Genomic DNA, 17,344 nt, shown 5'->3' with positions numbered 1-17,344 from the left:
TCATTTAAATCTAAAATTATAGGTTACTGAAGGCAAAATGCTGAAGAGGGCGATCTTTACAGCCTCGGTTTTCGTCGGATCACTTCTGTTTTCGCGGAACGAAATGGAATAGGCATTCTTTCTGGCATAAACATTATAAATGGAGAAGTTCAGGTCAGAGCTAAACTTCTCGTTATCCTTAAGCTTCATCGTGGCGCCGATGTCCAGTCTATTGTAATCTGGCATTCGATTATTATTTCGCTTACCGTACATATTGATCACTTCTCCTTTCATTTCATACTTTCCTATCGGATAGGTCACCGCATTGCCTGAGCGATAGACAAATGAAGCAGAAAGGTTCCATTTTTTGTTTAGTTGGTAAATCCCCACCACTGAAAAATCATGTGGCCTGTCCCAGCTGGCTGGATAGACTTCTCCATAATCGACTCCTGCAAATTCCCGCTCTGTCTTGGAGATGGTATAACTCACCCAGCCCGTCAGCCTTCCGGTGTTTTTGCGCAGGAGAAACTCGGCTCCATAAGACCAACCTTTCCCAAAAAGCAATTGTGACTCCACATTTTCATTGAAAACCAATTCGGCACCGGTACGGTAGTCCACTTGGTTTTGCATGTCCTTGTAGTAGACCTCCACGGAGGTTTCATACATATTATCCTTAAAATTCCTGTAGTATCCCATGGCAATCTGGTCAGCTATCTGCGGCTGCACATTGTTGCTACTGGGAATCCATAGATCTATGGGAGTGCCTGAAGTGGAATTGGACACGAGATGCAGGTACTGTCTATTTCTCCCATAGGAAGCCTTGAGGGAGGTTTCGTCATTTAGCATATAAGTAATCCCCAGTCGAGGCTCCAGTCCTCCATAAGTCTCCACTATCTCCCCTTTGCCATAAGTTTCGGAGCTCACCACATCACCGTCTTGGTCATAGGTAAATATCTCACCTGGCCCCGTTTGGGCAAACCACGAATAGCGGAGACCGCCATTGACACTCAGTGAAGGCGAAACTTTCAGCTCCTCCGAGACATAGGCCGCTGCTTCCCAAGCGTATTTATTCTGCAATGTCTGAGCATTGATATAACTATCTCCTTGCGGCGAAATCTCCCCTGGGACGAAATTATGACGGATAATTCCCGCTCCAAATTTCAAAGTATTGTCTGGATTGATGTAATACTCAAAGTCTTCCTTTAGACTGATGTCCCTGATCGAAGACGTCACCTTAAAGCCATCATCCTCATCTTCTTCTCCAGAAATATCCACCACGTAATTATAGTCACTAAATACCGCAGTGGAGTTTAGAAAAAGCCGGTCATTAAAGAGGTGGTTCCAGCGGATAGTCCCCGTGGCATTGCCCCAGTCAAATCCAAACAGATCTGCATAGCCAAAATTATCCCTACCAAAATATCCTGATACAAACACCCGGTCACGATCGCCAAATTTATAATTGGCCTTGGCATTCAGGTCATAAAAATACAAGGTGGATTTATTGATATCATCATCATTGGATAGCTTCAAAAACAGGTCTACATACGTCCTTCTGCCTGAGACCACAAATGATCCCTTGTCCTTCACTATCGGAGCCTCAATGGTGGCACGGCTGGAAATCAAGCCTATCCCGCCCTGTGCGGCAAACTTCTTGGTGTTTCCCTCTTTCATTTTGATATCCAAAACAGAAGAGGCCCGTCCGCCATATTCTGCGGGGATGTGACCTTTGTAGATCGAAAGGTCCTTGATCGCATCCGAATTGAATACCGAGAAAAAGCCCAGTAAATGGGAGGCATTATATACGGGTGCCTCATCCAGCAAAATCAGGTTCTGGTCAGCACTTCCTCCACGGACAAAGAACCCACCACTTCCTTCATTGCCTTTGATGCCTGGAAGCAGCTGGATGGTCTTTACGATATCTTTTTCTCCAAATACCACCGGAATCGACTCCACTTCCCGCATGTCCAGTTTATTGACACCCATCTGGGTAGAGCGCACATTTGCATCCTCTGGTTCAGCACTTACCACCACTTCCTCCAGTTCGGCAGATCCAGGCTCCAATTCCACATCAATGGTCTTATCATCATCCAGTGAGATAGTCTTCGTTACCGATTCGTACCCTACAAAACTATACGTTACCGTATATTCTCCCTCTGGAATGGTAAGGGAATAAAATCCATACACGTTACTCGTTCCTCCTGTGCTAAGCTCCTTTACAAATACTGTCGCACCGATGAGCCCCTCACCAGTGGAAGCATCTTCCAGCGTACCCCTGATCGTATGCTTTGTTTGCGCCAACGCAGCAATGCTTCCTAGCCCTATACAGATGCTTAGAAGCAATAATTTTTTCAACAGGCCTTCACGGCTTGTTCTCCTAAATTTCCCCATTAGTCTGGTTAATTTTATTATTAAAAATTTATAACTAATAATATCCAAAGATGTTTTCACTTCGAAAAACCAATTTTTCTGTTCAGTATTAATTCCTGCAAAATAACACAAACAAAACCGATTAACGGCATCCTTGGCCATAAGGTTAACCCTTGGGTATTATCAATTGATTACTTTTTTTGGTTTTCCGTATATCCCCTATACCCTTGATGATAAGACACCTTGAAATGCTCCTACCCTGATCAAGAAAGAAAACTTTTTTCACAAAACAGCACCCTATTTTTATCAACATACATGCGGTAGCCTAACGGCTATGGTCTAGCAGCCAGATAAAACCAAAAACTAAGGGGCACTGATTCCGGGGGTCAAGCAGGGCAAACGCATTTAAATTATTAGTAACCTCAGTTCGATTATAAAACCGTTTCCGTACAGTGGTCGGAACATGCACTTCGAGGCTTAGAGTGAGGTCTGAGCGGGTGGATGCCGTGGCAGCTCGCCGCGGCGAGTTGCCACACCCTTTTCCAACCCACATCCTCCTAAAAAGGGTTCGCAATGACGCTTTTTATACTAAAAATAAGTCGAGCTCAGGTTAGTAAAGAGATGTCAACCTGAGCGGAGTCGAAGGCTAGACGTTGGACCTCGACTTTACCTGGAGGATAGACAGGTCCTCTCGGTCTAACTCTTTTTGCCTGAATTAAATAACTTCATGGAGTTAAAAGCGATTTCCCTGAGGGGACACCAGTGGCTTGTGGTATTTATTTCTATAAGCGACAGGTGTCAATCCCGTGATTTTCTTAAAGACCGCTCTAAAGGCCTTGGAATCGGTGTAGCCCACATCAAACATCACCTCAGAAATATTCTTTCTCGAAGATTCAAAACTCCTCTTGGCAGCCTCTATTTTCACACGTTGGAAATATGCTATCACCGTATTTCCAGTCATTTGCTTAAACCGTCGCTCAAAACTCCTTCTGCTCAAAGCCACCATACTGGCCAGTTGATCTACCGTGATCTTTTCATCATAGTGGTTTTCAATATATTCTTGGACCTGCTTCACCTCTTCATCATTATGGTCTTTCTGTCCGTTAAATATGGCAAAGACCGCTTGGCTATCCCGGTCTATATCAATGGCAAAATACTTTGCTGCTAAAATGGCCGTATCACGGTCAGTATACTTCTCTAAAAGATACAGTAATAGGTTCCAGTAGGAATTGGCCCCGCCACTGGAATAAATGCCGCATTCCTCCGTAATAATGCTCCCATCCACTACTTCTACAGACGGATATGTCTCCCTGAATTCTTGACAATATGCCCAATGAGTGGAACATTTCTTTCCTTCCAGAAGTCCTGTGGCCGCCAATAAAAATGCACCGACACACAATGATGCCACTTCGGCTCCTTGGGCATGTTGTTTTATAATCCATGGGATCAAGTCTCCATTGGATGCTATGGACTCCTTCATATCACCAAAAAGTGCCGGGATGATAATCAGGTCGGTTACTTTCACTTCATCGCACATCGCGTCAGGAAAGACGGAAAAAGCCCCATCTCCAAGTTTCACCTCCCTGTGCATACCAACAAGCTGAACCTCAAAAAGTGGTTTCCTGCCTGCGGCCACCAAAAACTGATTGGCCGCCGCAAACATATATCTCGGATCGGCAATGGCCTCCATAACAGAGGATTCTGGCACTAATATGGACACGCTTTTCATGCCACAAGATAACCAGATTATATGGCGAGTTCAACCCCTATTTTTGCCGTCTTTCACCTCATAAAAACGAAATAATATTACCGACCTTTATATCGTGCTGCTTGATCAAACCTAACTAATCTCAGCTGTCCTATGAGCAGAATCATCACATACCTCACCTTTAACGGTAACTGTCGGGAAGCCATGCGATTTTACCAAGCCTGCTTGGGAGGGACACTGGAATTTCAAACCATAGAGGAGTCCCCTTTATCAGTCAACCTTCCATCGGCCTTCAAAAAATGCATCCTTCATGCCACCCTAAGACATGGGCAGGCCTTACTCCTCGGAACAGATATGGTAGGTGATAATGGATTAAAAAAAGGGAATTCGGTTTCGATGATGATCGATTGTGGCAGCCAAAATGAAATCCGTACCTATTTGTCCAACCTATCGGAAGGAGGCCTACTCATCGCTCCGCTTGAAGAAAACTACTGGGGAGCATTAGTTGGTGAAGTCCAAGATAAATTCGGCAATTACTGGCTACTCAAGTATCAATCCTAACAAATGATCCTTTCTACAACCAATTTTTCTTCTTCGATGATATTGAAAAAGCCCAATAAACTTCATACCCCAATCAGCTAAAAAAATCCCAAATTCAGATATATAAAAAGCGGGATGTCGTTACATCCCGCTTCTTCACCTTCAAAAATCTTTTCCATTTAAAAAAAACCTACTGTATGGCGAACAGTGCTCAATGGCATAATCCTTTTTATCTGGAGGCTACATTACAATGATCATCACCACTAGTGTTAACCAAGCGATGGTCGAGCCTGCCAGAAAAACCTTGAATTTTTTATCGCTGCTCATCTCGTTTTTCTTTTAAGCTACGAAATTTTCATCTAATAAACAAGTAAAACACCAATACAAAACCCTTTAAACCAATCAAATACACCATAAATAATAAATGTATCCGTGATTTTTCACGCAATGGAACCATTGTAAAATTTGCTTTCGAAGTTTGGTTACGTGTAAGATTCAGGAGGCTCATATAAAACAATACATCAAAATTCATTCTCATCCATATCACTAATCAGCTCATGATAATGTTTTTGGTTTTTGGTCATATTTGAGGTATCCCATGAGATTTTCTTGGTTCGGGCATACTTCCTAACCGGGCAATTATTCACCATACAATAATGGCAACACTTCTCAGGAATACAAGGATCCGCATGCACAAACACCTCCACATGACCAGAAAGCCCATTTTCCAAGACACTTTCCATTCCCTCCACTTCGTCATGCACCTTTGTCAACTCAAAATAATAAGGCAGGGTCAGGTGAAGATCAATGTGCTTATCTGCACCATACTGCTGAACCCTCATATTGTGGATATCTATCCAGTTGTTTTTACGGTGCCTGTTGAGCAATTTGATCACTGTACTCATGGATGCAGGGTTACGCTCGTCCATCAAGCCTGCTACCGACCTGCGAACCAGCAGGTAACCGTTAAAAATGATGTAAAGGGCAAACATGATAGAAAGGATACTATCAAGGACCACTGCTCCTGTCCAGTAGATAATTCCTACACCCAAAATCAGCACAAAGCTACTATAAGCATCTGTCAAAATATGCCGCCCATCTGCCTCAAGCGTCAGGCTGTCATATGTCTTGCCTTTACCGATCAGCATGTAGCCTAAGACACCGTTTGCAAGCCCAGAAACACCAATCAAGGCCATACCAAAAGGCAATGAAGTCAGTTCTGGAGGAAAAATAAAACCAACAATAGCCTGATAAATGATAAACATCCCAGCCAACATAATCAACACCCCTTCAATACCAGCACTGAAAAATTCCACCTTACCATGACCATAAGGATGGTTTTGGTCCCGTGGTAAGGAGCTGAGATGGATGCTGTACAGTGCAAAACCCGAAGCGACCACATTAACAATGCTTTCAAGCGCATCAGTGAGGATGGCATTGGACCCTGTAAGGTAATACGTATAAAACTTCAGTATAAGCAACAGTAAACTGAGCACAAAAGAAGCGAGGATCCAATGCTTTTTGGGATTTTTCAAGGAAAGTGATGTTAATGACTCATACAACTACAAAATAGACTTCACCTGCTCTGGAGGTCTTCCAATGACTGCTTTGCCATCCTTGACCACTATAGGACGCTCGATCAATTTAGGGTTTTCTACCATCACCTTTACCAATTCTTCCTCGGAAAATTCCCGCCCCTTAAAATTATCTTTCCATAGCTGTTCATTCTTTCTGACAAGTTCCTCCGCTTTGATCCCCAATAGAGAAAGAATCGTTGTCAGCTCCTCAGTGGACGGGGGCTCTTCTAGGTATTTTATAATATCTATCTCCTCTTCGGCCACCTGCTCTTGTACAATTTTAAGTGTTTCTCTGCTTTTTCCACATCGTGGATTATGAAAAATCTTCACCTTACTCATCGTTGTATTTGGATTTAATGATTGAAAATAGATCCGGATCTCTTTCCGGGATTCTTGGCAAGAAACAGCGCCCTGATGGCTATGTTTCCTCAAAACACGCTCAAAAGTAGCCATTCTCTCTCTAAATAAAAACACCTACTTCTTATTACAAATATACCTGTTCACCTTCCCTAACATTCAAAGGTTACAGATTTTAAGTGATTTTTAACCAGCAATTATTATCTTTATCCCATAACTTATCATTATGATTACCAGTACGAAACTACTCAAATCACTACTTATCTTCCTTATCGCCATCGTTTCCTTGAGCTCCTGCGATTCCGTAGAGGACAAAAAAGGACGGTTTTTATTGAAAGGAAACAACAAAATGCTGGAAAATGACTTCCAAGGAGCCATCGCATTTTACAATGAAGCACTAGCCCTAGATGAAGATTTTACCGATGCCTACTACAACCGGGGACTTGCCTATGCTGACATGGCTAAATACCAATTGGCCATCAGTGATTTTAACAAAACCATAGCGCTATCGCCTAAATTTGCTGATGCCTTTTACCACCGAGGCCTCACTAACTTTGACAATGGCGCCAATTATAATGCCCTTTCGGATGCTGACAAATTGATCGCCATCGCTCCAGGTGATTATCGCGGGTACTTTTTGAGAGGACTGGTCCAAGAGACCTTGGGCAATTATAAAACCGCACTACAGGCCTTTGACCAAGCCATCCAAAAGGACGAGTCCATCGTCGATCTATATGTCAATAAAGCAACCATCCACTACTATGAAGGCAATTACCCTGCTGCTGAATCCGATCTCGAAACAGCCGAAAACCTCAACCCGAAAGAGGCCAACATATACAACCTTCGGTCATTGATCGCTTTTGAAAAAGACGACATATCGACAGCCATTAAATCGGTAAACAAAGCAATTGACCTTAATTCCAGCCAAGCTTATTTCTACAACAACAGGGGGTTATATTTACTTTTTGACAATCAACTGGACGCCGGTATTGAAGATATCAACTTTAGTCTCAAACAAAACAGCAAAAACCTCTATGCGCTAAGAAACAAAGGCTTATACTATTATTTCAAAAATGATAAGACACTGGCGCTAAAGTACCTAACAGAGGTGAATCAAAAAGATTCATCCATCAAATTAACTAAAAAATACCTGGACCTGGCTCAGGAGATGTGAGTGGTTACCAGTTGATAAATGTTCTTTTGGAGTTCCTTGGCATTGATGGGTTTGGACACAAAACTATCCAAACTATTGATATCAGCCGATTCACAAAATTCCTGTTTTGACGCCGCTGTCAGCGCAATAATGGGTACAGAAGAACGCTCCTTAATAACACGGGCTGCTACACACCCATTGATCTTGGGCATCTGAATATCCATCAAAATAATATCATACTCCTGATGCTCCATGGCCTGTATCGCCTCTTCTCCATCACATACACGGTCACATTCCATGCCCCAGCGCTTGATAATCTTCATGATCACAATGGCATTGACATCATTATCCTCAGCCAAAAGCACTTTTAGGCCGCTCGGAAGTAGATAAGGATCCCGGCTACCTTCCAACTGTAGTTGATTTTCCTGATCGGACAAAACTGGTTTTACAAAAGTAAGCTCAAAAAAGAAAGTGCTGCCTTTCCCTTCCTCGGATTCTACCTGAATATCGCTGCCCATTAGCATCAGAAGCTTCTTGGTAATAGGCATCCCCAGCCCGGTACCGCCATACTTGACATCAAAACTCTGTCGCACTTGCTCAAATTCATTGAACACCTTTTTGAGGTTTTCGCGGGCTATACCAATCCCTGTGTCTTTCACTTCAAAATACACCCGGAGCTCTCGGTCACTTTCTTCTGCCATCGTCGCCGTAACATCTACCTTTCCTTCATGGGTAAACTTAAGGCCATTTGAGATCAAGTTGTTGAACACCTGAGCCAAGCGTAAACGATCACCAATAACGTCGATATCCAATCGGTCTGAGACAATCAGGTTAAGGGAATTTTTGGACTCATGAGCTTGGTATTTAAGCCCACCCGTCACTTGTGCCAGCAGCTCTCTCAAGTTAAAAGGCTGCATATCCAGTTGGATTTTCCCTGCCTCCGTCTTCTGAAAATCCAAAAGGTCATTGACCATGATGATCAGACTGTCTACAGCAAAATTAATATTGTTGAGCAAAGGCCGCTGGACAGGGGCGTAACCTTCTTCAAAAAGTGAATAAACAGAACCTGTTATTGCATTGAGAGGCGTTCGGATTTCATGAATGATAGTGGATATAAAATCAGACTTCACCTTACTCGAAATCTCCGCTTCATGCTTGGCTTTTTCCATGGCCATTTGCTGGTTTTTCAATGGCGTGATATCCAACAACAATCCATACCAGTTTATGTTTTGCCCTTCTTTTTCGGGAACAGCCCTGCCTACCACCCAAATCGGCTCAATATTTTCCCTTACTTTTATCCTGAACTCACATTCCCAATTAGCCTGTACCCTTGTACTGTGTACGATGGACTTGAGCACTCTCCCCACGTCCATAGGATGTAACATGCTCAATAAATAATCCAACCCTGTAAATGATTCGTTGGCCCCTCCTACTTTCAGCATTTTCCTGATCCTATCGCTCAAATAGGTAAAACACAACTTCCCTTCACCGTCCATTACCAATTGGAAATTGGCACTTGGCACTTTATTGATCAACAACTTGAAAAACTGTTCCTCTACCCTAGCATCCAAAGGAGAATTGGCTTCTTCATTTTCAATAGAACTGGCTACTTTGATTTTGGCTCCTCTATGAAATAGGTATAGCCCATCTTCTGGGAGTTCCTCTAAAAAAAATGAGAAATATTGGTTTTCAAAATTCAGAATAAACTCTTCCTCTAGGGACAAAGCCCCCCCGTCCACCTTCATTCCCACCAATGATTTTTCTGCTAATCTATTGCCAATATGTGAATAAAAGGAGTTGTTTCCGTACACAATTCTGTGCGGCTGTTGTTTTTCTACAATAAAAACCAAATCTGTAGATTGATCCAAAATAGTCCTAAAAGTATTGCTCAATGTTGGTCTCATTTATCACAAAGGAAGAATACTTAAAATTGATTAAAATTTGGATAAAACCAAAATTTATACCCCACAATATTTAATTATTGTATTTTTCTAATAATCAGTTTAAAAACAAGCCAAACCGTAAAAACCAAAACTGCTCTTTATCAGATGATTTGGATATCGTGGTCAAATAATACCCAATACCATATTCGATTTTTTTCATTTTCATGGTGTACCTCCCAATATTAAGCTGAAGCCTATTATCGTAAAAAAAAGCGTTGCGGGCCTGCTTATTTCTTAGATCCATAAGTAGCTCATATTCTCCAAGCAGGTACCATTCACTTGGGTCCAGGTTTTTGCCCTGTAGCGGAAGCTCATAGGAAAATTTGGTCCTGAGCCGCACCCGGTTTCCACTTTCCATAAAGCGCTCCTCAAGCTTGATTTGCTGAGCAAGCCTTGCCCTCCCTTTCAATAGCTGCGAGAAAGTCACCTGTTGGAACAATCGGTTTTCCCTGTCATAGCCTCCACCAAACTCCTGCTCTCCTCCAATAAGGTATCCCATGCCATAGGAAAAAAAGGGGGAATGGCTCTTTGCAACGGCCAAGGTAAACCTGATTACATCCATGGCAGGAGCATTCTTACCCAATTCCTCGTTATTTTGACCATCCTTGGCCCAGAATATCCTGGTATACAGCTTCCCGTTCGCCTTCCATCCCCTTGGTAATGGATAAGTAAATGAAGTACCTATCTGCGTACCAAAATAATCACGTTTATGTCCCTGAGCGAAAGAACTTTGGATGACTATTAGAAAAAAAACTATTGTAAAAAATTTTCTCATACCACAGGACTAAAAAATGATATTATCCATATTTTGTATCGCTGCACTTTCCATTTTCAGGTACTGGCCATCCTTATCAAAAGTCACTTCATAAAGTTTGGCCGTCCCGTTCCCTACATCTCCAGAAACCTGCACCATATACCTAACCGTACAAAAAGACATGTCCTTATCCTCTGTAAAGGCCTCAATGACCGTATTTACCTCCAATCCATCCCCTTTTGGCAAAAACTGCTTTTTCACCTTCAGCAGCTTGAACCGCGTAAAGGAGTCATCAAAGTACTCTTTTATAGCTGACAGACTTTCATCAGGGGTGATTTCCTTTTGTCCAATTGTCACTTCTACCCTATTGAGTGAGCCTACCGAATCAAAAAGCACGGCATACTGCTCCCCTTTTAGTTTAAACTTTGCCTCATAAACTGACTCGCCCAAACTGTCTTTTTTATAGTATTTGTATTTTTCCACATTGGAAATATCCCCGAGAAGCTTCAGGGCATCGTCCGGAAAATCATCTTCCGATATCCCTATCTCCGTTTGGTCTTTATTGGGAATGGTATCTGTCGCTTGCCCAAAAGCAGTCAAGGACAAACTGCACAAAATCAATATTAGTAAACACCTTTTATCCATAAAAAATCGTATTAAGTATACCTAAATATATATAAAAAAAGGGCTTAATGAAATCATCATCAAGCCCTTTTTACCAGTAACTGTTACTTTTCTAGGTGTTACGCATTGTTTTTTTGTTGTTCCTTGATCAGGTTAAGTGCAGAACCTGCCTTAAACCATTTGATCTGCGCATCATTGTAGCTATGGTTTGCCACGACCACGTCCTTGGAACCATCTGCATGGATAAACTCCAATTGCAACGGCTTGTCGGGAGCAAACTGATCCAAGTCAAGGAAGTTGATCGTATCATCTTCCTGCACTTTATCATAGTCCGCTTCATTATCAAATGTAAGGGCTAGCATACCCTGCTTCTTCAAATTGGTCTCGTGGATTCTGGCAAAGGACTTCACCAACACCGCTTTCACGCCCAAGTGTCTTGGCTCCATGGCAGCGTGCTCTCTAGAAGACCCCTCACCATAGTTGTGATCCCCCACTACGATGGTAGGAATCCCTTCAGCTTTGTATGCTCGCTGGGTAGCAGGTACGAGACCGTACTCACCAGTCAGCTGACTTTTTACAGAATTAGTCTCTTCGTTAAAGGCATTCACCGCTCCGATCAGGCAGTTGTCAGAAATATTGTCCAAGTGGCCTCTAAACCTCAGCCAAGGACCGGCCATAGAAATATGATCCGTTGTACATTTGCCAAATGCTTTGATAAGCAACTTAGCTCCAGTGATATTTTTACCATCCCAAGGATCAAACGGCGTCAACAATTGAAGGCGCTTGGATTCAGGGTTTACTTTCACTTCTATTCCACTTCCATCCTCCGCGGGAGATTGGTATCCGTTGTCCTCTACAGCAAAGCCTTTCTCCGGAAGTTCATCACCTTTTGGAGGATCGAGCTTGACTTCTTCACCATTAGCGTTGGTCAGCGTATCGGTCAGGGGGTTAAAGCCCAAATCACCAGAAATGGCGATGGCAGCTACCATCTCAGGAGAAGTCACAAATGCATGGGTATTCGGGTTACCATCAGCACGTTTGGAGAAGTTCCTGTTAAAGGAGTGAACAATGGTGTTTTTCTCTTGCTTGTCAGCACCAGTTCTTGCCCACTGTCCGATACAAGGCCCACATGCATTGGTAAAGATGGTGGCATCCAACTCCTCAAAGATTTGTAACAGCCCATCCCTATCGGCGGTAAACCTTACCTGCTCAGAACCTGGATTGATACCAAAATCGGCTTTGGTCTTCAGCTGCTTATCCACAGCCTGCTGGGCAATGGAAGAAGCCCTGGACAAGTCCTCATAAGAGGAGTTGGTACAAGAACCGATCAAGCCCCACTCCACCTTGGTAGGCCATCCATTTTTCTCTGCCTCAGCTCTGATCTGAGACACAGGAGTAGCTCTATCTGGAGTAAATGGACCATTGATATGTGGCTCCAGTGTGGACAGGTCTATTTCGATTACTTGGTCAAAATATTGCTCAGGATTGGCATATACATCGTCGTCTCCTGTCAAATGCTCTTTTACTTCGTTGGCAAGATCTGCTACATCCGAACGATCAGTGGACCTCAAATAACGCTCCATAGACTCGTCATAACCAAACGTAGAAGTGGTCGCACCGATTTCAGCTCCCATATTACAGATCGTCCCTTTACCGGTAGCAGAAAGTGATTTGGCTCCTTCACCGAAATACTCTACGATGCAGCCAGTACCGCCTTTTACGGTCAAAATCCCCGCTACTTTCAAGATCACGTCTTTTGCCGAAGTCCAACCGTTCATTTTTCCGGTCAGCTTCACACCGATCAATTTAGGAAACTTTAGTTCCCACGCCATGCCGGCCATCACATCCACCGCATCAGCTCCACCTACACCGATAGCGACCATACCCAGGCCACCCGCATTTACGGTATGTGAATCTGTACCTATCATCATTCCTCCTGGGAAAGCATAGTTTTCCAATACCACTTGGTGAATGATACCAGCACCAGGCTTCCAGAAACCTATACCATATTTATTGGATACAGATTCCAAAAAGTTAAACACCTCTCCACTGGCAGTAAGTGAACTCCTCAAATCTTCTTCAGCACCTTTCTGAGCCAGGATAAGGTGATCACAGTGAGCTGTGGAAGGCACAGCCACTTTTTCTTTACCCGCTTGCATAAATTGCAAAAGTGCCATTTGGGCAGTCGCATCTTGCATCGCTACTCGGTCCGGAGCAAAATCCACGTAGGACTTCCCTCTTTCAAATGCCTGCGTAGCATCTCCATCCCACAAATGAGCGTAAAGTATTTTTTCTGCTAAAGTCAGCGGTTTGCCCACTGTCTTTCGGGCAGCTGCGATACGCTCAGGGTACTTCGCATATACTGCCTTGATCATTTCTATATCAAATGCCATTTGAAATGAATTATTTTTAGTGATAACTTGATTTCATTTTAAATCGTTGGCAAAGATACATTTTTAGGCGAAAAATAGAAGCAAAACCTAAGTAATGTTACTTATTTATACGGGTTTAAAATAACCCTTATACCGTTGCTTAGGTGGATTTTACCTTGGTTTTGCCTCACAAAACAGTACCATTTATTCAGGAAAAACAGGCCAATAACCACCCCCTTACCAACACTGATTATTCAAAGTCCTTGCAAGAAGGAAAACGTATCTACATGATCGGCGAAGTCATCAATCTCTGGCCGCTGAGCTTGGCCAAATGCCACACTGGACGGATACCAAGCTTCCTTACTGACGATACACTGGATTTTCTCTTGTTGCCCCACCAGCTTTTGTTCAAGCTCCTTTGTATTCGCATACTCTTCAAAATAAAGCACGGCTATTGGTGAGACCAGTTCTTCACTCTCCTTGCAGAGGAGAAAACCATTGTCCAAATGCCGATCGCAATTCACCAAATAGATGGATTTATTGTATTCGTAATTATTGAGGTATTTATGGTGACTGCATGTAAAACTATACCCTTCTATGGCTTTAAGAAAGGCTTGTAACAGTTCTTTATTGGGCAAAAAAACCTTGGATACATTCCTGCAACCAAGACCAAAATACTGAAAAATATCTTTGGCCAACTCCTGAAAATCCTTCTCTGTCTCCCTCCCATCCAATACGGCTACTGATGTCCTGTTTTTGCGAATGATGCTAGGGTACTTTCCAAAATAATAATCAAAATACCTGGCTGAATTATCACTTCCGGTAGCAATATAAGCATCCTTGGCCTTCAGCATTTCTTCAAAAACCACCCTTTCGCCCAGACTTGGCGCAATATCCACCAATTCATTTACGAGCCATTTTATCAACACCTGATCGGATGAGCTAAGCTTGACATGGGCAATATGGCCAGAGACCAACACCATCATCAAGTCATGAAATCCCACTGCGGGGATATTTCCGGCCATAAGAACACCTACTCGCTTTGGTATGCCTACCTCCTTTGGTTCATACCGACCAAGCCATGCATTCACTTTTTCCTCCTCCAACATCGCCGACAATCCTTGCAACGCAAATCTCACTTGATCCGACGTAAACCAATTATTGTTGTTTTCTACGCTAATAGCCAATTCGTCAAATGCTGCATCAGACATTTGGGCGATACGTTTACCAAGGGCCACAAATGCTGCTGCTCTCTCCTGAAGGGTCATGGGGCAATCGTTTAAATGTTTCAGGCCACAAAGATACCTATTTTGAGTATAATACTGGGTAATTCATTCCAATATTCTCAGGGCAAGTCCATCTAACCCGGAATATGCATTAGCCTATCTATTGCGGTATGAACCTACTTCAAAATCAGTCGCTTCGCTGCTGTTTTCGATTTCACCATAGCGGTGCTATGCCTCAATCTCCAAACAGCCTGATTTTCTTGCAGTTTCAAACCTTCCCGATAGCTATCGGGACAGGCGATCACGATTCCTAATGCATAAACCGGGTTTAAATTTCAACTCGGGTTATGCATTAGTTTGGTTTTCCAATATCATTTTATATCATTGAACTAACCAAGAAGCTGGTAGTCTTATCTAGCTTGATGCACTATCTTAATTAGCTACATAAATAGATAAAAATAGAATAGTAAATAAAGCAATCAAAAAAAGAACTTTTATGGTAAGCAGATAGTTTACAAAGTAGAATTCGAAAAATTAACATAGATTCATTATAAATTATTCAGCGTAGCAATATTTGTATTGGTATATTGTTATATGCTTCTTAATTTTGTATTTCTAATTAAAAAAGGAGAATATAATGGCAATAATGATAACTGATGAATGCATCAATTGTGGTGCATGCGAGCCCGAATGCCCCAATACTGCCATCTATGAAGGCGGACTTGAGTGGACTTGGGGTGGTGGTACTGAGCTCAAGGAAGTGAAGCTGGAAGACGGATCAGTAGTTGATGCAGAAGAACCTCAAGAGCCCGTTTCTGATGAATTTTATTACATCGTAACGGGGAAATGCACGGAATGCACAGGATTTCATGAAGAACCCCAATGTGCAGCAGTCTGCCCAGTGGACTGTTGCGTAGATGACCCTGATCATCCAGAGTCAGAAGAGGAATTATTGGAAAAGAAACAATACCTACACGCAGAATAAACGAAAGAGTGGCCAAGGCCACTCTTTTTATTTTTACTATTTTATCAAAAAAAACACTGATTTTTAGCCTAATAGATAAAAAAACACTCCCCATTCAAAAAAAAACCTTCCAAGACCTTGAAATTAAATCATGAATTGATTTAACTTGGCAATCGTATTAAAATCCTTGATTCAAGTAATTAAAAATTTTGGAAAGTGGAAGAGCATAAAGGAAACGACAGAGAGGAAATTTTCTCAAGAAAAGTAAAAGCTGGAAAAAGAACTTACTTTTTTGACGTAAAATCGACAAGATCAAACGATTATTACCTGACCATTACTGAAAGTAAGCGAAAAGTCCGTGATGACAGCTTCGTTTACGAAAAGCACAAGATCTTTCTTTATAAAGAAGATTTTGACAAATTCGTCAATGCTTTGCAGGATACCGTAGATCACGTCAAAAATGAATTGATGGCCGACTTTGATTTCTCTCAATATGAGGTAGAAGCAGAGGCCAGTTCCGAAGACAAATTCGGCGATGATTTGAAGTGGGATTAAGTCCTGCTTAAAAAACATTCTTGAGATCGGACCTTTCCTAAAGACAAACCTGCCTAAGCAGGATACTTTACTTTATGCAAAATATTTTTGCTGAAGTAGTAAGGGTTCGATCTCTTTTTTTATTTTTATGGCATGCAGAAACTTATTATTTCCGTCCTGACCTTTGTCATCATCCTGTTACTGCTGGGGTGGTATTTTTCAAACATTGCATTTTACCTAATTATCTCCTTGGTCATCGCTGCGGCCTTGCGCCCTATGACCAATCGAATCAATAGCGTCCATGTTTTTGGGCATCATATCCCTAGATGGATGGCAATTATTTGTTCCTTTGCTACCATAGGCATGATTCTTTTCCTGATCACCATGCTGTTTATCCCCTTGATTATCGATCAAGTGGAAGTCATCCAAAATGTGAATATCGAATTTCTCTACGAACAAATCCAACGCCCCATCAGTAAAGTGGAGGCATTTTTGATAAAATTCAATTTAATCAGCAACAACCCTGGCCACCTTTTTGAGCAAGTAAAAGACACCATCCTCACCAGTATCCGTGAAATCAACTTTCAAGGCTTCCTCAATGGCCTGATCAATGCCACCAGTTCTGTGCTGATCACTGTGCTGGCTGTGGTCTTCATTTCGTTCTTTTTGCTCCTAGAAAACGGCCTCTTGCGTAGAAATATCATCAACTTGGTTCCCAACGAATACTTTGAGCTTTCCGTGGCCACCTTTCACAAGGTAGAACGACTGCTCTCCAACTACCTAGTAGGACTGCTCATTCAGATGACGGCGATCTTCACCATTGCCTCCACAGGTCTGGCCATCGTAGGTGTGGACTACGCCCTCACCATTGGGGTATTTGCAGCAGTGGCCAACCTCATCCCCTATGCCGGCCCCATGCTGGGCGCCACATTTGGTGTATTGGTGGGGCTTATCACCGGAGATTTTATTGGCACAGAAGAAATGCCTTTCTTCGTCATGAAGATTTTAGCAGTGTTTTCAGTGGTCCAACTCACCGATAACCTCTTTTTGCAGCCGTTAATTTTCTCTAAATCTGTAAAAGCGCATCCACTTGAAATATTTGTTATTATCTTTGCAGGAGCAAAAATTGGCGGAGTGCTCGGAATGATCCTCGCAATCCCCGTTTATACGATTTTCAGGGTCTCTATTCAGGAGTTCTATAGGGGCTACAAAGAGTACCGCATATTTAAAATTAAATAGTTAAAAG

General features: G+C 42.5%; 14 protein-coding genes. 5 read left to right on the top strand and 9 right to left on the bottom strand.

The window, feature by feature from the left end; all coding sequences use genetic code 11:
* Together DN752_RS18720 and DN752_RS18715 are read right to left on the bottom strand one after the other, a co-directional pair.
* On the bottom strand, nucleotides 1-2,367 hold the full coding sequence (locus DN752_RS18720) for a TonB-dependent receptor (RefSeq protein ID WP_112785378.1): 2,367 nt from the start codon (nucleotides 2,365-2,367) through the stop codon (nucleotides 1-3).
* Nucleotides 2,368-3,079: 712 nt separating this feature from the next.
* On the bottom strand, nucleotides 3,080-4,075 hold the full coding sequence (locus DN752_RS18715; RefSeq protein WP_112785377.1) for a GlxA family transcriptional regulator: 996 nt from the start codon (nucleotides 4,073-4,075) through the stop codon (nucleotides 3,080-3,082).
* 132 nt (nucleotides 4,076-4,207) lie between these two features.
* On the opposite strand from DN752_RS18715, the gene DN752_RS18710 reads away from it, so the two are divergent.
* Nucleotides 4,208-4,615 (top strand): VOC family protein, encoded by a 408-nt coding sequence (locus DN752_RS18710; protein ID WP_112785376.1) that lies wholly within the window; start codon nucleotides 4,208-4,210, stop codon nucleotides 4,613-4,615.
* A 500-nt stretch (nucleotides 4,616-5,115) separates the two neighbouring features.
* Here DN752_RS18710 and DN752_RS18705 read toward each other — a convergent pair whose 3' ends face one another.
* Both DN752_RS18705 and arsC read right to left on the bottom strand, forming a co-directional pair.
* Nucleotides 5,116-6,129, bottom strand: a complete 1,014-nt coding sequence (locus DN752_RS18705) for a cation diffusion facilitator family transporter (protein WP_112785375.1) — start codon at nucleotides 6,127-6,129, stop codon at nucleotides 5,116-5,118.
* Between the two features lie 27 nt (nucleotides 6,130-6,156).
* A complete protein-coding gene (arsC, locus tag DN752_RS18700; protein WP_112785374.1) occupies nucleotides 6,157-6,510 on the bottom strand; it encodes an arsenate reductase (glutaredoxin) in 354 nt (117 codons plus the stop codon).
* 244 nt (nucleotides 6,511-6,754) lie between these two features.
* Here arsC and DN752_RS18695 point away from each other — a divergent pair, with 244 nt between their 5' ends.
* Nucleotides 6,755-7,702: a tetratricopeptide repeat protein gene (locus DN752_RS18695; protein ID WP_112785373.1), complete on the top strand. Its 948-nt coding sequence runs from the start codon at nucleotides 6,755-6,757 to the stop codon at nucleotides 7,700-7,702.
* On the opposite strand, the gene DN752_RS18690 is transcribed toward DN752_RS18695, so the two are convergent.
* The 5 genes from DN752_RS18690 to DN752_RS18670 all read right to left on the bottom strand — a co-directional run bounded on the left by DN752_RS18690 (nucleotide 7,690) and on the right by DN752_RS18670 (nucleotide 14,642).
* Nucleotides 7,690-9,585 carry an ATP-binding protein gene (locus DN752_RS18690; RefSeq protein ID WP_112785372.1) on the bottom strand — a complete coding sequence of 632 codons (1,896 nt, stop codon included), beginning with the start codon at nucleotides 9,583-9,585 and terminating at the stop codon, nucleotides 7,690-7,692. The genes DN752_RS18695 and DN752_RS18690 overlap by 13 nt on opposite strands.
* A gap of 94 nt (nucleotides 9,586-9,679) precedes the next feature.
* Complete coding sequence (locus DN752_RS18685; protein ID WP_112785371.1) at nucleotides 9,680-10,399, bottom strand: DUF2490 domain-containing protein; 720 nt, start codon at nucleotides 10,397-10,399, stop codon at nucleotides 9,680-9,682.
* 9 nt (nucleotides 10,400-10,408) lie between these two features.
* Nucleotides 10,409-11,023 (bottom strand): hypothetical protein, encoded by a 615-nt coding sequence (locus DN752_RS18680; protein ID WP_162633266.1) that lies wholly within the window; start codon nucleotides 11,021-11,023, stop codon nucleotides 10,409-10,411.
* A gap of 98 nt (nucleotides 11,024-11,121) precedes the next feature.
* The gene (locus DN752_RS18675) at nucleotides 11,122-13,395 is read right to left on the bottom strand and encodes an aconitate hydratase (protein WP_112785369.1); all 2,274 of its coding nucleotides are present in this window, start codon (nucleotides 13,393-13,395) and stop codon (nucleotides 11,122-11,124) included.
* Between the two features lie 233 nt (nucleotides 13,396-13,628).
* The gene (locus tag DN752_RS18670) at nucleotides 13,629-14,642 is read right to left on the bottom strand and encodes an acyl-CoA reductase (protein ID WP_112785368.1); all 1,014 of its coding nucleotides are present in this window, start codon (nucleotides 14,640-14,642) and stop codon (nucleotides 13,629-13,631) included.
* Between the two features lie 595 nt (nucleotides 14,643-15,237).
* Between DN752_RS18670 and DN752_RS18665 the strand changes: the two genes are divergently transcribed.
* The 3 genes from DN752_RS18665 (at nucleotide 15,238) to DN752_RS18655 (ending at nucleotide 17,337) form a co-directional block, all read left to right on the top strand.
* Entirely contained in the window at nucleotides 15,238-15,585 is a 348-nt protein-coding gene (locus tag DN752_RS18665; RefSeq protein ID WP_112785367.1) for a 4Fe-4S binding protein, read from the top strand.
* Nucleotides 15,586-15,780: 195 nt separating this feature from the next.
* Entirely contained in the window at nucleotides 15,781-16,119 is a 339-nt protein-coding gene (locus tag DN752_RS18660; protein WP_112785366.1) for a DUF3276 family protein, read from the top strand.
* A 132-nt stretch (nucleotides 16,120-16,251) separates the two neighbouring features.
* Nucleotides 16,252-17,337 (top strand): AI-2E family transporter, encoded by a 1,086-nt coding sequence (locus tag DN752_RS18655; protein WP_112785365.1) that lies wholly within the window; start codon nucleotides 16,252-16,254, stop codon nucleotides 17,335-17,337.
* Nucleotides 17,338-17,344 lie beyond the last annotated feature (7 nt).

Origin of the sequence: Echinicola strongylocentroti (assembly GCF_003260975.1) — a bacterium.
Taxonomy (GTDB): domain Bacteria; phylum Bacteroidota; class Bacteroidia; order Cytophagales; family Cyclobacteriaceae; genus Echinicola; species Echinicola strongylocentroti.
This window is presented reverse-complemented; position numbering and strand designations above follow the sequence as displayed.